The organism is Novosphingobium sp. Fuku2-ISO-50, from assembly GCF_001519055.1.
GTDB lineage: Bacteria > Pseudomonadota > Alphaproteobacteria > Sphingomonadales > Sphingomonadaceae > Novosphingobium.
Window position 1 is genome coordinate 366,687 of the sequence record NZ_KQ954286.1, and the last position, 16,389, is coordinate 383,075.

A 16,389-nucleotide genomic window follows, 5' to 3' on the forward strand; every position below is an offset into this window, starting at 1 on the left:
ATACGACAGGACGCGCATGACCCCGCTGGCGCTCTACATCCACTGGCCGTTCTGCCTCGCAAAGTGCCCCTATTGCGATTTCAACAGCCATGTCCGCGATCGGGTCGACGTCGCCCAATGGCAACAGGCGCTGCTGACCGACATGGCGCACGAGGCCGCGCTCACCCCCGGACGTCGGCTGACCTCGATCTTTTTCGGCGGCGGCACCCCCTCGCTGATGCCCCCCGCGCTGGTCGAAGCCCTGCTCGCCGCCGCCGCGCAGCACTGGGCCTTCGATCCCAACATCGAAATCACGCTCGAAGCCAATCCTTCGTCGGTCGAAGCCGCGCGCTTTGCCGCGCTGGCAACCGCAGGGATCAACCGCGTCTCGCTGGGCCTGCAGGCGCTCGATGACGAAACCTTGCGCTTTCTGGGGCGCCTCCACGACGCGCGCGAAGGCCTCGCCGCGCTCGATGTCGCGCAGCGCCATTTCCGCCGCGTCAGCTTCGATCTGATCTATGCCCGCCCCGGCCAGACCCCGGCCCTGTGGGCGGCGGAACTGGCGCGCGCGCTGTCGTTCGGCACCGGGCACCTCTCGCTCTATCAACTGACCATCGAGCCCGGCACACGCTTTGCCACGCTCGTCCGCGAAGGCACCCTGACCCCGCTCGACGACGACGCCGGGGCCGACTTGTTCGCGCTGACCCGCGACCTGACTGCCGCCGCCGGCCTGCCCGCCTATGAAATCAGCAACCACGCCCGCCCCGGCGAGGAAAGCCGCCATAACCTGACCTATTGGCGCTATGGCGATTACGTGGGCATCGGCCCCGGCGCGCATGGCAGGCGCCGCAATCTCGCCACCACCCGCCACCGCAAGCCCGAAAACTGGCTCGCCGCAATCGACCGCATCGGCCATGGCCTCGCCGAAGAACGGCCCCTGCTGCCCGGCGAACAGGCGAGCGAAGCGCTGCTGATGGGCCTGCGCCTTGGCGAAGGGGTCGATCTCGGCGCGCTGTCCGCGCGCTTCGGCCTGCCGCGCGACACCCTGATCGATGCCGACAAGGCGCGCTTCTACGGCGATCTCGGGCTCATCGCCCAAGACGGCGCGCGCCTGACCGTCACCGCGCAAGGCATGCCGCTGCTCGACGCGCTGCTCGGCGAACTCGTCCCCGCAGACCTCGTCGCCTCATGACCGAAGCGGACATCCTCGCCGCCTGGCACGATCATCTCGCGCATGCCCGCCGCCGCTCGCCCCATACCGTGCGCGCCTACGTCGCCACCGCGCGCCGCTTGCTGACCGCGCTGGACGAGGGCCCATGCGATTGGGCAGCCCTCGCCGCGCTCGATGTCGCAGCCCTGCGCACCCAACTCGCCGGACGCCGCGCCACAGGCATCGGCCAGGTCTCGGCCGCGCGCGAACTCTCCGCGCTCAAGGCCTTCCTCGCCTTTGCACGCGGGCAAGCGGGCCTCCCCGCCGCCGCCCCCCGCCTGCGCGGCCCCCGCGTCAAAAAAGGCCTGCCCCGCCCGATCACCCCCGACGAAGCCCTGCACCTCACCGAAACCGTCGGCGAAGACGCCACCGAGCCATGGATCGCCGCCCGTGACATGGCGGTACTCCTGCTGCTCTACGGCGCAGGCCTGCGCATCGGCGAAGCCCTGTCCTTGACCCCCGCCATCCTCCCCATGAACGACAGCATGGTCATCACCGGCAAAGGCGGACGCCAAAGACTGGTCGCCCTCCTCCCCGTTGTCCGCGCAGCCATCGAACGCTACGCCGCACTCACCCCCTGGCCCCTCCCCCGCACCGAACCCCTCTTCCGCGGCGCCAAAGGCGGCCCGCTAGCCCCCGGCATGATCCGCCGCGTCATGGCCCGCGCCCGCACCCTGCTCGGCCTCCCGCCCAGCGCCACCCCCCACGCCCTGCGCCACAGCTTCGCCACCCACCTGCTCGGCGCCGGAGCCGACTTGCGCAGCCTGCAAGAACTCCTCGGCCACGCCAGCCTGTCCTCAACCCAAATCTACACCCGCGTCGACGCCGCACGCCTGCTCGAAGTCTATCGGGGCGCGCATCCTCGGGCTTAGGCGGGGAATTGGTAGGTGATTAAGGGCCTCCGGCGGGCAAAGGCCATCGGCCCTTGCATCCCGTTACTGTCCTGACCCGCGCGCTGCATCAACGGCTCATCTCGCCGCGTGGGCAAGTGAATGTCTTCCGACGCGAACGCGGCATGGAGCCCCATCCTTGGACACCGCTTTTCAGGGAGCGGCGGCAAGTGGCCATTTCCGCGCAAGCAGTGCGCGACCTTGAGCCGGGAACCCGCCATTTTTACCTGAGAATTAGGTATACTGGCCCCGGAATTCGTGGCCCCGGAATTCGCTGGCCCCGGAATTCGCTGCCGCGCCGCTGGGTCGTCGAACGCACCATCGCCTGGCTGAACAGGAACCGCCGTCTCGCCAAGGACTTCGAACGGACCATCGAAAGCGCCACCACATGGCTGTTCATCGCATCCGTCAACCGAATCACCCGCAGAATCGCAAACCTCTGTAATCACGCCACTTCATTATGAGTCAGCCTCTTAGAATTTTTTGATAGTTTCCAGGTCTGCGCCTTTTGCGCAATTTCCAGAGAAGCTGCTCATCATCTTAAACCCGTTGTCAGTATAGGTATAATTTGAATAACCAGTGTATTCCCCCGTGCTTCTGTCAATAATATAGCCTTCGTCTATTAATATACTTGTCGGAACAACATGCGTTTTGTTGATAACTAAAATAGATGCGTCATTATAGACGCATGTAATATCATCAAAAATCCAATCTGAGGTATCACCAAATTTAGCACCCTTGTAGGTAAAGCATTTATATTGATTTACGACGTGGTATTTCGCATCATCTACTTTATATAGCTCAATCTTGACGCTGCAGTTTTTCCCGTCGCATTTTAATGCTCTGATTCTAAGATCTTGGTGGGAGTTCCGGGGACATGGGAGTTCCGGGGACATTGGGAGTTCCGTAGTTCCGGGGACATAATACGCAATTCGGCGCGCGTCCGCTAACGGGGGTAGCCTTGAACCTATGAACGACGCCGATGGGCGCGTAGCGGGCGCTAGCGGCTGATCTCTGGGTTGCGATAGTAGCTCTTGGCCGATTCAGCATTTTGGATGTCGTAGGCGAACCATGCGTTCTGGCTGTGGTCGAAGACCTGCACGACGGCATCGGTGACCTGAGCGGTATAAAAGCTTGATGAGCCCCGGTCGTAGCCTTGGACTTTCGTGCCATCGATGACGAACGACACGAATGCCTTGTCGCCGGCATCGTAGATTTCGGGCAACGTCCCGCCAAACTTCACGCCGCGGTCGCCGTCGAAGCCTTGAAGCTGATCGCCGCGCTTTTCCGCAGCGATCTGCAAGTCCCGCCCTGCAGCGTGATCATAGATACCGGCGACCTTCTTTTCCGTGACACAGGCAAAGGCGGCGGCGGCAATCATGGCGCGAGTATGTGGTTCCATGCCATCACCTTCCACCGAGTTTGGCAAGAGATCAAGCGGTCATGGCGGCGGGGATGCTTCATGTCACAAGGCAATGATTGCGATTCTTCCCCCCTCCCCTTCAGGGGAGGGGCCGGGGGTGGGGCCTCTCCGGATTGCGCGGCGATTGGGGCGTGGCCCCACCCCAACCCCTCCCCTGAAAGGGAGGGGCTTATAGGCGCCTACTTCGCCTGACGCGCCCGTGGCAGGCGCAGCGTGACCAGCAAGCCGCCCAGATCCTCGCTTTCGCCCAGCGTAATCGACCCGCCGTAGAGCTCGGCGACATCGCGCACGATGGCGAGGCCAAGGCCTGTGCCGGGTTTGCTGGTGTCGAGCCTGGCGCCACGGGTGAACAGGCGGTCGCGCGCGGATTCGGGGATGCCCAGGCCGTCGTCTTCGATCCAGATGTCGCAATAGCGCGCGTCGGAGGTCTTGGCCTCGATCGTGATGAACACCGATCCGCCGCCGTATTTCGCGGCATTCTCGATCAGGTTGCCCAGGATTTCGTCCAGATCCTGCCGCTCGATCGCCACTTGCGCCTCGCGATTGCCGTCGAGATCGAGCCGGACATCGGGATAGAGCCGCTCGACCGCGCGCACCACCGCCTCGACGCTGTCGCGCACGGTCGCGCGCGACTGCCCGATGGCGCGGCGTCCGACGGCGCGGGCGCGGGCGAGATGGTGATCGACCTGCCGACGCATCACCGCCGCCTCGCGCCGCACCGTTTCGGCCAGATCGTCCGCCTGCGCCGTGGCGGCATTGGTCACCACGGTCAGCGGGGTCTTCAGCGCATGGGCCAGATTGCCCGCATGGGTGCGCGCTTCTTCGGCCTGCCGCTCCGAATGCGCGAGCAATTCATTGAGTTCGAGCACCAGCGGCTGCACTTCTAACGGCAAAGGCTCGGTCAGTTGCGATCCGCCCTCTTCGCGCAGGCGCACGATCGCCTGCCGCACGCGGCGCAACGGGCCAAGGCCATAATAGGTCTGCGCCACCGCCATCGCGATCAGCCCCAGCCCCAGCACCACGAACGACCACACCAGAATCGCGCGAATGCGATGGATCTGCGCATCAAGCTCGGTGCGGCTGGCGGCGACGGCAAATTGCCACAGCGTGGTGCTGCCCGGCAGGATCACCGAGCGCTCGATCACGCGCAGCGGTTCGCCTTCGAACTGGGCGCTGTCATAGATATGCGGCTGATTGTCGAAATGGTCGTCTTTGAGCTTGAGCGTGCGGTCCCACAACGAGCGCGAGGGGAATTCGTCGTGCCCCTGCCCCGAAATCTGCCAATAGAGGCCGCTGTTGGGTTCAAGGAAGCGCTGATCGCCAAGCGGGCGGCTGAAATAGACTTCGCCTTCGGGGCCGATTTCCGCCGAAGCGACCATCGCTGTCAGCATATAGCCGAGCTGATCGTCGAAATTGCGCGTGACCAGCCCGGTCAGCGTCTGATCGAGCGCGATCCCCCCGCCCAGCAGCAGGACGAGAATCCACGCAAACGCGATGAACAACATGCGCCGCCGCAGCGACCCCGTATGATGCGGGCCGATATGCGCGCGCGCGCCTTCACCGGCGCCCGATGGCGCCTCCGGCGCGCCGGGCGCTGCCGGATCAGCCGCGGGGCGACTGGGCGGGGTCGTTGAGGCTGTAACCGAGGCCACGGATCGTCGTGATCACATCGGGACCGAGCTTTTTGCGGATGCGCGTGACAAAGACTTCGATCGTGTTGGAATCGCGGTCAAAATCCTGATCGTAGATATGCTCGATCAATTCGGTCCGGCTGACCACCTTGCCCTTGTGGTGGATCAGATAGGACAACAGCTTGTATTCCTGCGCGGTCAGCTTGACCGGCTCGCCCGCCAGCGTGACCCGGCCCGAGCGGGTATCGAGCCGCACATCGCCCGCGATCAGCTCGGCACTGGTATTGCCCGATGCGCGGCGGATCAGCGCGCGCAGCCGGGCGATCAGTTCCTCGGTCTGAAACGGCTTGGCCAGGTAATCGTCGGCCCCGGCATCGAGCCCGGCGACTTTGTCCGACCAGCTGTCGCGCGCGGTCAGCACAAGCACGGGAAACTTGCGGCCTTCCTTGCGCCACATGCCGAGCACGGTCAGCCCGTCGATCTCGGGCAGGCCGAGATCGAGCACGACGGCGTCATATTCCTCGGTCGAGCCCATGAAATGCCCGTCTTCGCCATCGACCGACAAATCGACGGCATAGCCGTTCGCTTCCAGCGTCGATTTGAGCTGGCGGCCAAGCGTGGGTTCGTCCTCGACGATCAGGATCCGCATGAAATTCTCGTGCCCCTCTTACGCCGGGCCGATCCGGCCCTTTGCAGTTCATGCCCCGTTCCTTGCCCCCTCGATCCTGAACGGTCAAGGAACGGCGCGGTTGCCTGTTGTTCAGAACTACCGCGTTTTACCGCGCACCTGACCCGTGCGCGCGTCGACATCGACGAACACGACCCGACCGTCGCGGATGAATTTCAATCGATAGGCCATCGCCTCGGGGTCATATTCGGGGCCGAGATACTGCATCCCCGGCATCGTCGGCAGCACGCGGCGTTCGATGTCGCGCAGCGAATGGACATTGCCCGCGCGCAAATCGCGTCGCGCCTCGTTTTGCTCGTCATGCTGCGGCCGCCCGTCGGCATGGGCCGCAGGCGCAATGGCCAGCGCCGCAAGCGCCCCAAAAAGGATCAATCGAATCCGCTTCATCTCGTGCCCCCGCTAGCACGCAGGCATTGAACGCATGGTGAATAGCGACGCAAGGCTATTCGCGTTTTCCCAGATGCTCATTTTCGTGGCCGCATCGCGATTTGCAAAAAACCGGTTCCCACCCTTCGGCTGCGCTCAGGGCATGCTTTTTTGCGCGATGCTCGTTTTCGTGGCCGCATCGCGATTTGCAAAAAACCGGTTCCCACTTTTTTGCGCGATGCTCTATGCGCGCCCCTATATGGCAATCGCACCGATCCTCAGCTGGGAAGGCCTCGGCCTGCTCCAGGGCAATGGCTGGCTGTTCCAGGACATTGATCTTTCCATCGCCCCGCGCGACCGGCTCGCGCTGATCGGGCGCAACGGCGCGGGCAAGACCACGCTGATGAAGCTGATCGGCGGTCTGGTCGAGGCCGATCGCGGCAAGCGCTCGGTTCAGCCCGGCACGCGCATCGTCACGCTGGAGCAGGATCCGTTCTTTACCGGCTATGACACGCTGATGGATTTCGCGCTGCACGGCGCCGATGCGCCCGCGCGCCACGATGTCGAGGCGATTGCCGATCAATTGGGCATCGATCTGTCGCGCCAGGCCGAAAGCGCGTCGGGCGGCGAACGTCGCCGCGCCTCGCTCGCCCGCGCGCTGGCGAGCGAGCCCGACTTGCTCCTGCTCGACGAACCGACCAACCATCTCGATCTCGCGGCGATCGAATGGCTCGAAGCCTGGCTCCAGCGCTATAACGGCGCCTTTGTCGTGATCAGCCACGACCGGACTTTTCTCGAACGGCTGACCCGCGCAACGCTGTGGCTCGATCGGGGCAGCCTGCGCCGCAAGGACATCGGCTTTGGCGGCTATGAGGCATGGATGGAAGCGGTCTATGCCGAAGAGGCCCGCGCCGCCGACAAGCTCGATGCCAAGCTCAAGCTCGAAGCGCACTGGCTGCAGCGCGGGGTGACCGCGCGGCGCAAGCGCAATCAGGGCCGCCTTGCCAAGCTGGGCGAAATGCGCGCGCAGCGTGCCGCCATGCTCACCCCGCAGGGCGCCGCCAAGCTGGCGCTGGCAACCGATGACGCCAAAAGCAAGGCGGTGATCGTCGCCGACCATGTCACCAAGCGATTCGGCGGCGACGGGCCAGAGGGCCGCACGATCATCAAGGATTTCAGCCTGCGCATCACGCGCGGCGACCGCATCGGCGTCGTCGGGTCAAACGGCGCGGGCAAGACCACGCTGTTGAAGCTCTTGACCGGCGAACTGGCGCCCGACAGCGGCACGATCACGCTCGCCAAAACGCTCGAAGGCGTGATGATCGATCAACAGCGCAGCCTGATGGCGCCCGACAAGCGCATTCGCGATGTCCTGGCCGAAGGCGGCGACTGGATCGACGTGCGCGGCGTGCGCAAGCATATTCAGGGCTACCTCAAGGATTTCCTGTTCGATCCCGGCCTGGTCGAGGCGCGCGTCGGCACCTTGTCGGGCGGCGAACGCTCGCGACTTTTGCTGGCGCGCGAATTTGCGCGCAAATCGAACCTGCTCGTGCTCGACGAGCCGACCAACGATCTCGATCTCGAAACGCTCGACTTGCTGCAGGAAGTGATCGCCGATTACGACGGCACCGTGCTGATCGTCAGCCACGACCGCGATTTTCTCGACCGCACCGTCACGATCACTCTGGGGCTCGATGGATCGGGCCGGGTCGACGTTGTCGCGGGCGGCTATGCCGATTGGGACCGCTTGCGCCGCGAACGTCAGCAGGGGCGCCCCGTGGCCAAGGCCCCCGCCCAAACGACCGCCGCGCCGCCTCCCCCGCCCCCTCCCCCGCGCAAGGCCAAGCTGTCGTACAAGGATCAGCGCGATTACGACTTGCTGCCCGCCCGAATCGAGGAAATCGACGCGGCTCTTGCCAAAGGCGAGGCGGATCTGGCCGATCCCGCGCTCTATACCCGCGATCCCGAACGCTTTGCCCGGATCACCGCAGCACTCGATAAACTGCGCGCCGAAAAGGAAGCGGCGGAACTGCGCTGGCTCGAACTTGCCGAACTGGTCGAAGGATAGCAGATTTACCCTGGCGATAACGCGGACAGGCGGTCAAACAAAAAGGGACTGCACCGCACTCTTGCTAGATTGTCCATATTGTAGGACTATTTGCAATGCGAGCCGCGCCGCCAGCTGAGAGCAAAAGATGATCAACCGCATCCGCGACATTCGTCGGCAACAGGGACTCACTCTTGCCGAAGTGGCCGCCCGTTGCCACCCACCGACGACCGCTCAGACGATCGGCCGACTGGAGACGGGTATGCGCTCGCTGTCGCTGACGTGGATGAACCGCATCGCCGAAGCGCTTGAGGTCGATCCGCAAATGCTGGTCAAGGCCGAAGGCGGCATCGCCCCGATGTTGATCGCGCGGTTGGGCATCAATGGCGCCGAGGCCGTGGCGCGCCCTGTCGAAGCGATCTTTCCGATCGTGCCCGGCGGCGAAGCGACGCTGGTCGTCGTCTCGGTCGAGGCCAGCGCAGGCGAATATCGCACCGGCGACCAGATCTGGCTGCGCCAGGTCGAACCCGAAGAGTTCCCCCGCGCGCTCAATCGCGATGTGCTCGCCCCGCGCCCCGGAGGCCGCTTTGCTTTTGGCCGGATGATCGACCGCGACGGCGAACGCATCGCCATTCTGCCGCCCGGCATCGGTCAGCGGCAAGTGGTCATCGACCGGCCCCACTGGCTGGGCGTTGCCGAAATGCTGGTACGCCGGCTCTGACCAGATTGCGCCTCCTTTCGCTTTCGACTCTCTACCCGGCGCCGACCCGTCCGGGCTGGGGGCGTTTTGTCCAGACTCAGCTGGAAACCATGGCGCGCCGGGGCGACTGGGATGTCACGGTGATCAATCCGATCGGCCTGCCCCCGCTCTTGCCGCTCAAGCGCTATGCGGCCTTGCGCACGACGCCTGCCGTCGAAGCGCCCGCCCGCGAAACAGGCGGCGCGATCACGGTCCATCATCCGCGCTTTGCGTTGATCCCCGGCCTGTCCGGGCGTTTCAACCCCGCGCTGATCACGCGCGCCGTGCTGCCGCTGGCGCGCCGTCTCCATGCCGAACGGCCCTTCGACCTCATCGATGCGCAATTCTTCTATCCCGACGGCCCGGCCGCCGCGCGCATTGCGCGCGAACTGGGCTTGCCGCTGGCGATCAAGGCGCGCGGCGGCGACATCCTCTATTGGGGCACATTGCCCGCCTGTCTGGCGCAGATCCGCGCCGCCGCAGAGCAGACGCGCGCGCTGTTGACCGTCTCACAGGCGCTCGGCCGCGACATGGTCGCGCTCGGCCTGCCCGAAGAGCGTATCCGGGTCCATTACACCGGGCTCGATCATGCCCGGTTCCGGCCGCGCCCGCGCGACGAGGCGCGCGCGCAGCTCGCGGCCCGGTTCCCTGCGCTGGCGCTTCCCGCAGACGCGCGGATCATCGCCAGCGTCGGCTCGCTCATTGCCATCAAGGGCCAGGCGCTGTCGATTGCCGCGCTGGCCGAGCTGCCCGATGATGTCGTGCTGGTCCTGGTCGGCGCCGGTCCCGATGAGGCGGCGCTGCGCCGACAGGCGGCCAGTGCGGGCCTTGGCCAACGCGTGATATTTACCGGCAATCTCGGTCACGATGATCTGCCGCTGCTGCTGAGCGCAGCCGAGGCGATGGTGCTGCCTTCGGAGCGCGAGGGGCTCGCCAATGCCTGGATCGAGGCGCTCGCTTGCGGCGCGCCGATCGTCATTTCCGATGTCGGCGGCGCGCGCGAACTGGTCGACAGCCCCAACGCGGGCCGGATCGTCGCGCGCGAGCCCAAGGCGATTGCCGCAGCCTTGCGCGAAGTTCTCGCCGCGCGCATGCCGCAAAGCGAAGTCGCCGCCACCGTCGCCCGCTTCAGCTGGGACGCGAACGCCGCTGCACTCAGCGCGATCTATACCGGGATCGTTCGATAAACGCCTCCCCGGATCGGGGAGGCGTCCGCCTTACGCGCGCTTGGCCGCCGGCACATCGCCCGAGGCATCGCCCGGCACAAAGCTCTTTGACGAGACCTTGAGCCAGATCAGGATCGGCGCGGCCATATAGATCGAGCTGTACGTTCCGACGAAAATCCCCAGCGTGATCGCAGCGGTAAAGCCGAAAATCACCTGCGGGCCGAACAGCAGCAATGCAACCAGCGTGATCAGCATCGACAGCGACGTCACGATCGTGCGCGCCAAAGTTTCGTTGACCGACAGATCGAGCAGCTCCGGAATCGGCATCTTGCGATACTTTTTCAGGTTTTCGCGGATGCGGTCATAGACGACGATCGTGTCGTTGAGCGAATAGCCGATCAGAGTCAGCAGCGCGGCAACGATATTGAGGTCGAATTCGAGCTGCGTCAGTGCAAACATCCCGAGCGTCAACGAAACGTCATGCACGAGACTGAGCAGAGCGCCGATCCCGAACTGCCATTCGAAGCGCAGCCAGATATAGCCCGCGACAAACAGGGCGGCGAGCCCGAGCGCGCGGAACGCATCCCACCCGAGCTCTTTCGACACTTTGCCCGAAACCGAATCGACCCCGTCGATCCGCGCATCGGCATGCGCCTGCTTGACCGCCGTGGTGATCGTGCGCGCCATCTTGTCCGACAGCGTCGAATCATGCTCCGCGCCTGCGGGCAGCTTCATGCGGATCGAGATTTCGTTGGGCTTGCCAAAGCGCTGGATCTCGGGCTCGCCATAGCCGAGCCGGGTCACTTCGTCGCGCAGCACGCCGACCGGCGCCTCGGCGCTGCGCTCAAACGTCACGCGGATCATCTGGCCGCCGATGAAATCGACGCCGAGATTGAGCCCCCTGGTCAGCACCAGCCCCCACGATGCCGCCACCAGCAGCATGCTGATGACATAAAACGGCACGCGCCATTTGAGGAAATGGATGTTGGTATGGTCGGGAACGAGCTTGAGGAGTTTCATGTCTCTTCGCCTCCTCTTACAGGTTCAGATCGGCCGGGCGGGCGCGGCGCAACCATTGCGACACCCACATCCGGGTCATGACGACAGCGGTAAACACCGAGGTCGCGATGCCGATGATCAGCACCACGGCAAAGCCCTTCACCGGCCCCGAGCCAAAGGCGAACATCAAGGTCGCCGCGATGATATTGGTGATATTGGCGTCAAAGATCGCGTGTGACGCTTCCTTGTAGCCCATTTCCACGGCCTGCACGACGCGCCGACCGCGATGACGCTCTTCGCGGATGCGTTCGTAGACCAGCACGTTGGCATCGACTGCCGCGCCGATCGTCAGCACGAAACCGGCGATCCCGGGCAGTGTCAGCGTGGTGCCGACAACGCCCATGACCCCCAGGATCATGAACATGTTGAGCACCAGCGCGACGCAGGCATAGACGCCGAAGCGGCCATACGTGACCAGGATGAAGACCGCCAGCGCGAGCGTACCGACGCCCATCGCGATCATCCCCTTGCGGATCGAATCCGCGCCGAGATCGGGCCCGACCGTGCGTTCCTCGACCACTTTGAGATCGACCGGCAAGGCGCCCGAACGCAGCGAGATCGCCAGTTGGCTGGCGCTGTCGACCGTGAAATTGCCCGAAATGACCGCGCTGCCGCCCAGGATGGCTTCGTTGATCACCGGCGAGGACAAGACCTTGCCGTCGAGAATGATCGCAAAAGGCTTGCCCACGTTGGCCGACGTCAGCTTGGCAAAGCGCGCCCCACCATCGCTGTTGAACGTGATCGTGACCGTCGCCGCATTGGTCTGCGGGTTGTTCGACAATTGCGCATTGGTCAGCTGATCGCCGCGAATCCCGCCAAGCCGCTTGACCGCGATCTTGGGCGCGACACCGCCTTTGCCTTCGGCATAAGGCACAATTTCATCGCCCGGAGGGGCAATGCCCTGCGCCACATCGGCAGGCGATGCGGACTGATCGACCAGCTTGAATTCAAGCTTTGCGGTCTGGCCAAGCAGGTTCTTGAGCGCTTGCGGATCCTGCAGACCGGGCACCTGCACGACGATGCGGTTGGCGCCCGAACGGATGATGGTCGGCTCTTTGGTGCCCAGCGCGTCGATCCGCTTGCGCACGACTTCGACCGCCGTGTCCATCGCCTGCGTCACCGCCTGATCGATGCCTTCCTGCGTCGGCGCCAGCACGAAGCGGTTGCCGTCGACAACGTTGATCGTCCAGTCGCGCTTTCCGGTCAGCCCGGCGCCATTGGTCAGCGGCAGGACCGCTTCGCGCACCGCGTCGATCTTGGTCGGATCGTCGACCAGGAAATTGAGCGAGCCGTTGTTGTTGGAAATGTCGCTGATGCGGACCGGCTGAGCCATCATGCGCAGCTTGTTGCGCACCGATTCTTCCATCGCCTCGATCCGCTGGGTGCGGACCTGGGTCGGATCGGCCTCAAGCAGGATATGGCTGCCGCCGGCAAGGTCGAGCCCAAGATTGACTTTGGGTTCGGGAAGTCCGGCGGGCCAGCGCAATCCGGCCATACCGGCGACCGTGGGCAGCGCCGACAGCGCGCAGACCAGCGCCACAGCCCAGATCAGGATTACTTTCCAACGCGGAAAATCGAGCATCGTTTACGTACCTGTCTCTCGAAAGTCCGGTCAGTCGTTCGCCACGACGGTGCCGCCCGGCGGAACGATCTCGCCGATCGTCGACTTGACCGCGCGAACCTTCACGCCTTGCGCGATTTCCAGATCGACGGTGGTTTCATCGACCTTGATCACTTTGGCGATAAGGCCGCCTGCGGTCACCACCTGATCGCCCTTTTTCATGGTCGCGATCTTCTGCTGCAGATCCTTCTGCCGCTTCATCTGCGGGCGCAGGATCAGGAAATAGAAGATCACCGCCATCGCCACCAGCGGCAGGAACTGGATATAGGCTGGCGGATCGCCGGCGGTCTGGGCAGCGGCCTGGTCGAGGATGGAAAGCAAGGCGGGTCCGTTCATGACTGGATTATGGGAAGCTCAGGTGCGAATCAAAACCCCGGACGCACGAAAACATGTCCTGTTTCCATGCCCCCGGACTTGGGATGCGCGACTAGCAGCTTGGCCGCGCCATGGCAAACCGAAGCGCGAACCCGCCACGCGCACCCCGCTAATCCGGGCAATATGAAAATAGTCGCCCCAACCCGCTTGCCATCCTCCGACACCCTCCTTATAGGCGCGTCCTCCGGTCGGGACGTAGCGCAGCCTGGTAGCGCATCACACTGGGGGTGTGGGGGTCGGAGGTTCGAATCCTCTCGTCCCGACCAATTAAACCAATAGGTTAGCTAGAAAGCCGGGACACCAATCGGGTCCCGGCTTTCTGCGTGTAAGCACTATGTAAGCACGGGCGGGATTCGCCTCGGGTCTGTCGCACCTGTTGGATGGTGCGATCCGTGGCGGCTGCCCCGGCGCTCGTGCACCCCTTGCCAGCCGGTCGGCCATTCGACGCCATTGTAGCCGCCGCTATCGCGCGCCCAACCTTGGGAAACGGGTCCGGGAGGCGGCACGGCAAAATTTATGAAGGCCTCGCCCAAAAACCGCGCCAGTTTTTTGAAATTTGCCCGTGCGGACCACCGCGCTCAACGGCAAAGCCTTCATTCAAAATTGCCGACTGGTGGCCAATTGGCAGTTGCCAGTCAAAAGGGGAATGTTGCGGCTAGAGAGCGTGACGATACCGCCCGTTGCCCGGTCGATAACCGTCGTATTGGCGTTTCTGCTCGTCGCATCGTTCCAACGGATTTGCGCGTCGGTAATGGCTGCGGATAAGCCATTTACCGTCCCGGCGGCTGGGTCCACATAAAACGAAACAGAGGCGCTAGTGTTGTGGCCAGACATCATCGGACCGACAACTTCTAGCCTGCAAGCCAAGGAGAACGCTTGGGGCCTCGGAGGTGGTGGCGGCGACGGCGGTGGCGCTGATTGCGAACCAGGCGCAACGCATGCGCCGACCATTAATTCTCTGCCGGTGTCGTCGTACACCCCCAACACCAAACGCTTTCGGTCTAAGGCAAAGCTGAGTGTGTTGGACGGCCCCCCAGAATTGTCGACCCAAGTGACCAACCCGTCCGTAATGGCTGCCGGTAATCTGTTAACCGTACCACTCTCCGGGCTGACCAAAACCGGAAGGTCAACCACTTGCCCGTGGCTCGGATCAACCAAGCCCGGTGCGCCGTGCACCTTGCATGCGAACACAAAGGGTGCAGCGGCACACACGTCTGGAAATAGTGCAAGCGCCGTCCCGGCAGTGACGATTATAAGCCCAACTCGGTTTAACATAGGCCGCCTCCCGTCGTTTGGGCAACACCGCGTCCGGCTGGTGCCAGGTGGTTGAACACATGCGAGCACGGGGCAGCATGCCTCCCGTATTTTCTACGAGAGGTACTACATTCCGGGAGCCGCCCTACGTAGGCAGTTCCGTGTTCGACACTCCTAAATCCATCGCTAAGACTGTTCAGACTTGAGCAGCGAAGACGCATTGCACGACGATGGGCAGGTCGGCCGGGGCGTTGTATGCAGCGCGCGCGGGTGACGTATTTGCAAACCCAACCTTGGGAAACCGGTGCCGGTTCGGGCGGCCAAATCATTTTGAAGGGCGATTCCAAAAGGCGCGCCAATTTCTGGAATATGCTGGCCGCCAAGCCAAGGGCTAAACCCAAGCCGCGAATTTGCTTCATTGAGCTTCACTTGGTGCGGGATCTGGCGCTGGCGCTGTGTCCGGAGCTGGCGCCGGGCTCAAACGCGGAATGGGAACCCATTCCACATCTGATTTTGTTAGATCGTGACCGCTAGTAGTCTCTTGGCGCCATGAATCTCCGGTCGCCGTGTCGAGCAATACCGTGTCTGCTTCAACGTGCGGCGAGTGATAGATTACAAAGCGCCCAACTTGAGGCGCCGGCGTAGGACTCGCGTCCGCTGCCGCATTGCTTGAGGTTGCGCCCGGTGATGCCCTGCCATCGCAGCCAGAGAGAATGGCAGCCATTGCCAACGCCAATGCGCCGATCGCTTTGCCATTCATTGCCAAGCCCCCTTTGCCGCGCCGCCAAACATGCTTGCCCTAGAAAAGATTTGTGTCAAATACTGACGCACAAGAAATTCAAAACGCCCGGACCGCGGCCCTCGCGCACATGCCCGTGCCAACGGCAGAGCCATCATAGGCGACGTTTGCAGCGCCGTTGATACGGCTGATCGTAACCCGGAGCGTATGGTTGGTTTTTTGTTGCCCAGCGCCTTGGGCTGCTTGGTACGGACCCTCGACCTGTATTGTGGTGTCGGTGACGACCCCGGGCGCTTGACCAACCAGCCCAAGCGCAGGCTGCACATAAAATGTTTGATCCTGTGTCGCAGTGCCGATGCTGAACCGACAGGCGAGCGTGAACGGTGCCTTTGGATCGGGATTGGCCGCAAAGGGAGAGGCAGTTGCGGGCGCTTGCGTCTGGCCAAGCTGCGCCTGTTGCCGGGCAAGTTGACGTTGCTGCTCGACCAACGCTTCCTGCTGTTCGATTTGTAGCCGCTGCTGGCGGAGCATTGCTCGCCGTTCTGCCAACCGCTGCGCGGCGTCCCATCCCTTACTGAAGCTGTCGACGAAAGCACCAAACCCCCTCCCACTTCCGCCATTTGGCTGATTTGGAATGGTGGATGTGCTGCAATGGGTGGTGTTGTAGAGCGTCGTACAAGTTGTATTCGAATCTTGCGCAAACGCGGGGATCGCCCCCAGCGCGCCAACCGCGAGGGTTAAAGTCAAAGACCTGAGAACGCGCATCTGGTCCCCCAATCACTGCCGGCTGGTGCCGGGTGGTTCGTAACGTGCGAGCACGGGGCAGCACGCCTCCCGTATTCGCCAGGAGGCTATTGTATTCAGGGAGCCGCCCGACATAGGCGGTTCCATGCTCTGCACACTTTCGTGCACCGCTAAGGCTTACGAGACCCGAGCGGTTGAGCCGTATTGCACGACAGCGGGCAGCTTGGCGAGGGGGATTATAGCCGGGAGGCTACATGTGCGCGAAGTCTTCTGGCTAGGCGGCTTCGCGCCCGCGCACTATGCGGTTCATATAAAAAGGTACTAACATGAACGAAACCGCTTGATGCGCAATTAGAGCGCAACCCGGCGGGCCATACGGTGCGCGACAGGCAGGCGACAAAGGCCAGCGGGGGGAAAACCCAGATTTCTGGGATTTTTATAGGTTGGCGACAGGACGC

Annotated in this window: 16 protein-coding genes and 1 tRNA gene; 8 read left to right on the plus strand and 9 right to left on the minus strand. The window is 63.4% G+C overall.

Features of this window, described 5'->3' with window-relative positions; translation table 11 throughout:
* The first annotated feature begins 16 nt into the window (after positions 1-16).
* The 3 genes from hemW (at position 17) to AQZ50_RS21235 (ending at position 2,543) form a co-directional block, all read left to right on the plus strand.
* Positions 17-1,171 (plus strand): radical SAM family heme chaperone HemW, encoded by a 1,155-nt coding sequence (gene hemW, locus AQZ50_RS04495; RefSeq protein WP_067743158.1) that lies wholly within the window; start codon positions 17-19, stop codon positions 1,169-1,171.
* Complete coding sequence (locus AQZ50_RS04500; protein WP_067743160.1) at positions 1,168-2,061, plus strand: tyrosine recombinase XerC; 894 nt, start codon at positions 1,168-1,170, stop codon at positions 2,059-2,061. Before hemW ends, AQZ50_RS04500 begins: the two co-directional genes overlap by 4 nt.
* Positions 2,062-2,204: 143 nt before the next feature.
* The gene (locus tag AQZ50_RS21235; RefSeq protein ID WP_369801386.1) at positions 2,205-2,543 is read left to right on the plus strand and encodes a transposase; all 339 of its coding nucleotides are present in this window, start codon (positions 2,205-2,207) and stop codon (positions 2,541-2,543) included.
* Between the two features lie 536 nt (positions 2,544-3,079).
* Here the strand turns inward: AQZ50_RS21235 and AQZ50_RS04505 are convergent.
* From AQZ50_RS04505 to AQZ50_RS04520, 4 genes are all read right to left on the minus strand, one after another.
* Positions 3,080-3,481, minus strand: coding sequence for a hypothetical protein (locus AQZ50_RS04505; RefSeq protein ID WP_067743162.1), 402 nt, complete (start codon positions 3,479-3,481; stop codon positions 3,080-3,082).
* 200 nt (positions 3,482-3,681) lie between these two features.
* The gene (locus tag AQZ50_RS04510) at positions 3,682-5,007 is read right to left on the minus strand and encodes a sensor histidine kinase (protein WP_082703408.1); all 1,326 of its coding nucleotides are present in this window, start codon (positions 5,005-5,007) and stop codon (positions 3,682-3,684) included.
* 97 nt (positions 5,008-5,104) lie between these two features.
* Positions 5,105-5,782 carry a response regulator transcription factor gene (locus tag AQZ50_RS04515; RefSeq protein WP_067743165.1) on the minus strand — a complete coding sequence of 226 codons (678 nt, stop codon included), beginning with the start codon at positions 5,780-5,782 and terminating at the stop codon, positions 5,105-5,107.
* A gap of 117 nt (positions 5,783-5,899) precedes the next feature.
* A complete protein-coding gene (locus AQZ50_RS04520; protein ID WP_067743168.1) occupies positions 5,900-6,208 on the minus strand; it encodes a PepSY domain-containing protein in 309 nt (102 codons plus the stop codon).
* A gap of 238 nt (positions 6,209-6,446) precedes the next feature.
* Here AQZ50_RS04520 and AQZ50_RS04525 point away from each other — a divergent pair, with 238 nt between their 5' ends.
* The 3 genes from AQZ50_RS04525 (at position 6,447) to AQZ50_RS04535 (ending at position 10,160) form a co-directional block, all read left to right on the plus strand.
* On the plus strand, positions 6,447-8,255 hold the full coding sequence (locus AQZ50_RS04525) for an ABC-F family ATP-binding cassette domain-containing protein (protein WP_067743848.1): 1,809 nt from the start codon (positions 6,447-6,449) through the stop codon (positions 8,253-8,255).
* A gap of 127 nt (positions 8,256-8,382) precedes the next feature.
* Entirely contained in the window at positions 8,383-8,955 is a 573-nt protein-coding gene (locus tag AQZ50_RS04530) for a helix-turn-helix domain-containing protein (RefSeq protein ID WP_067743170.1), read from the plus strand.
* Between the two features lie 5 nt (positions 8,956-8,960).
* Positions 8,961-10,160 (plus strand): glycosyltransferase, encoded by a 1,200-nt coding sequence (locus AQZ50_RS04535; RefSeq protein WP_067743172.1) that lies wholly within the window; start codon positions 8,961-8,963, stop codon positions 10,158-10,160.
* A 30-nt stretch (positions 10,161-10,190) separates the two neighbouring features.
* On the opposite strand, the gene secF is transcribed toward AQZ50_RS04535, so the two are convergent.
* From secF to yajC, 3 genes are read right to left on the minus strand one after another with little or no spacing between them, the layout of a single operon-like run.
* Positions 10,191-11,159 (minus strand): protein translocase subunit SecF, encoded by a 969-nt coding sequence (gene secF, locus AQZ50_RS04540; RefSeq protein WP_067743174.1) that lies wholly within the window; start codon positions 11,157-11,159, stop codon positions 10,191-10,193.
* A 16-nt stretch (positions 11,160-11,175) separates the two neighbouring features.
* Entirely contained in the window at positions 11,176-12,780 is a 1,605-nt protein-coding gene (gene secD, locus AQZ50_RS04545) for a protein translocase subunit SecD (protein WP_067743176.1), read from the minus strand.
* A gap of 30 nt (positions 12,781-12,810) precedes the next feature.
* Entirely contained in the window at positions 12,811-13,155 is a 345-nt protein-coding gene (yajC, locus tag AQZ50_RS04550; protein ID WP_067743178.1) for a preprotein translocase subunit YajC, read from the minus strand.
* Between the two features lie 228 nt (positions 13,156-13,383).
* Here yajC and AQZ50_RS04555 point away from each other — a divergent pair.
* Positions 13,384-13,460 (plus strand) — tRNA-Pro (locus AQZ50_RS04555).
* 331 nt (positions 13,461-13,791) lie between these two features.
* On the opposite strand, the gene AQZ50_RS20880 is transcribed toward AQZ50_RS04555, so the two are convergent.
* Complete coding sequence (locus AQZ50_RS20880; protein ID WP_156427220.1) at positions 13,792-14,031, minus strand: hypothetical protein; 240 nt, start codon at positions 14,029-14,031, stop codon at positions 13,792-13,794.
* A 672-nt stretch (positions 14,032-14,703) separates the two neighbouring features.
* Here AQZ50_RS20880 and AQZ50_RS04560 point away from each other — a divergent pair.
* Positions 14,704-14,982: a hypothetical protein gene (locus AQZ50_RS04560; RefSeq protein ID WP_067743180.1), complete on the plus strand. Its 279-nt coding sequence runs from the start codon at positions 14,704-14,706 to the stop codon at positions 14,980-14,982.
* 304 nt (positions 14,983-15,286) lie between these two features.
* On the opposite strand, the gene AQZ50_RS20330 is transcribed toward AQZ50_RS04560, so the two are convergent.
* Positions 15,287-15,952, minus strand: coding sequence for a hypothetical protein (locus AQZ50_RS20330; protein WP_156427221.1), 666 nt, complete (start codon positions 15,950-15,952; stop codon positions 15,287-15,289).
* Positions 15,953-16,389: the final 437 nt, after the last annotated feature.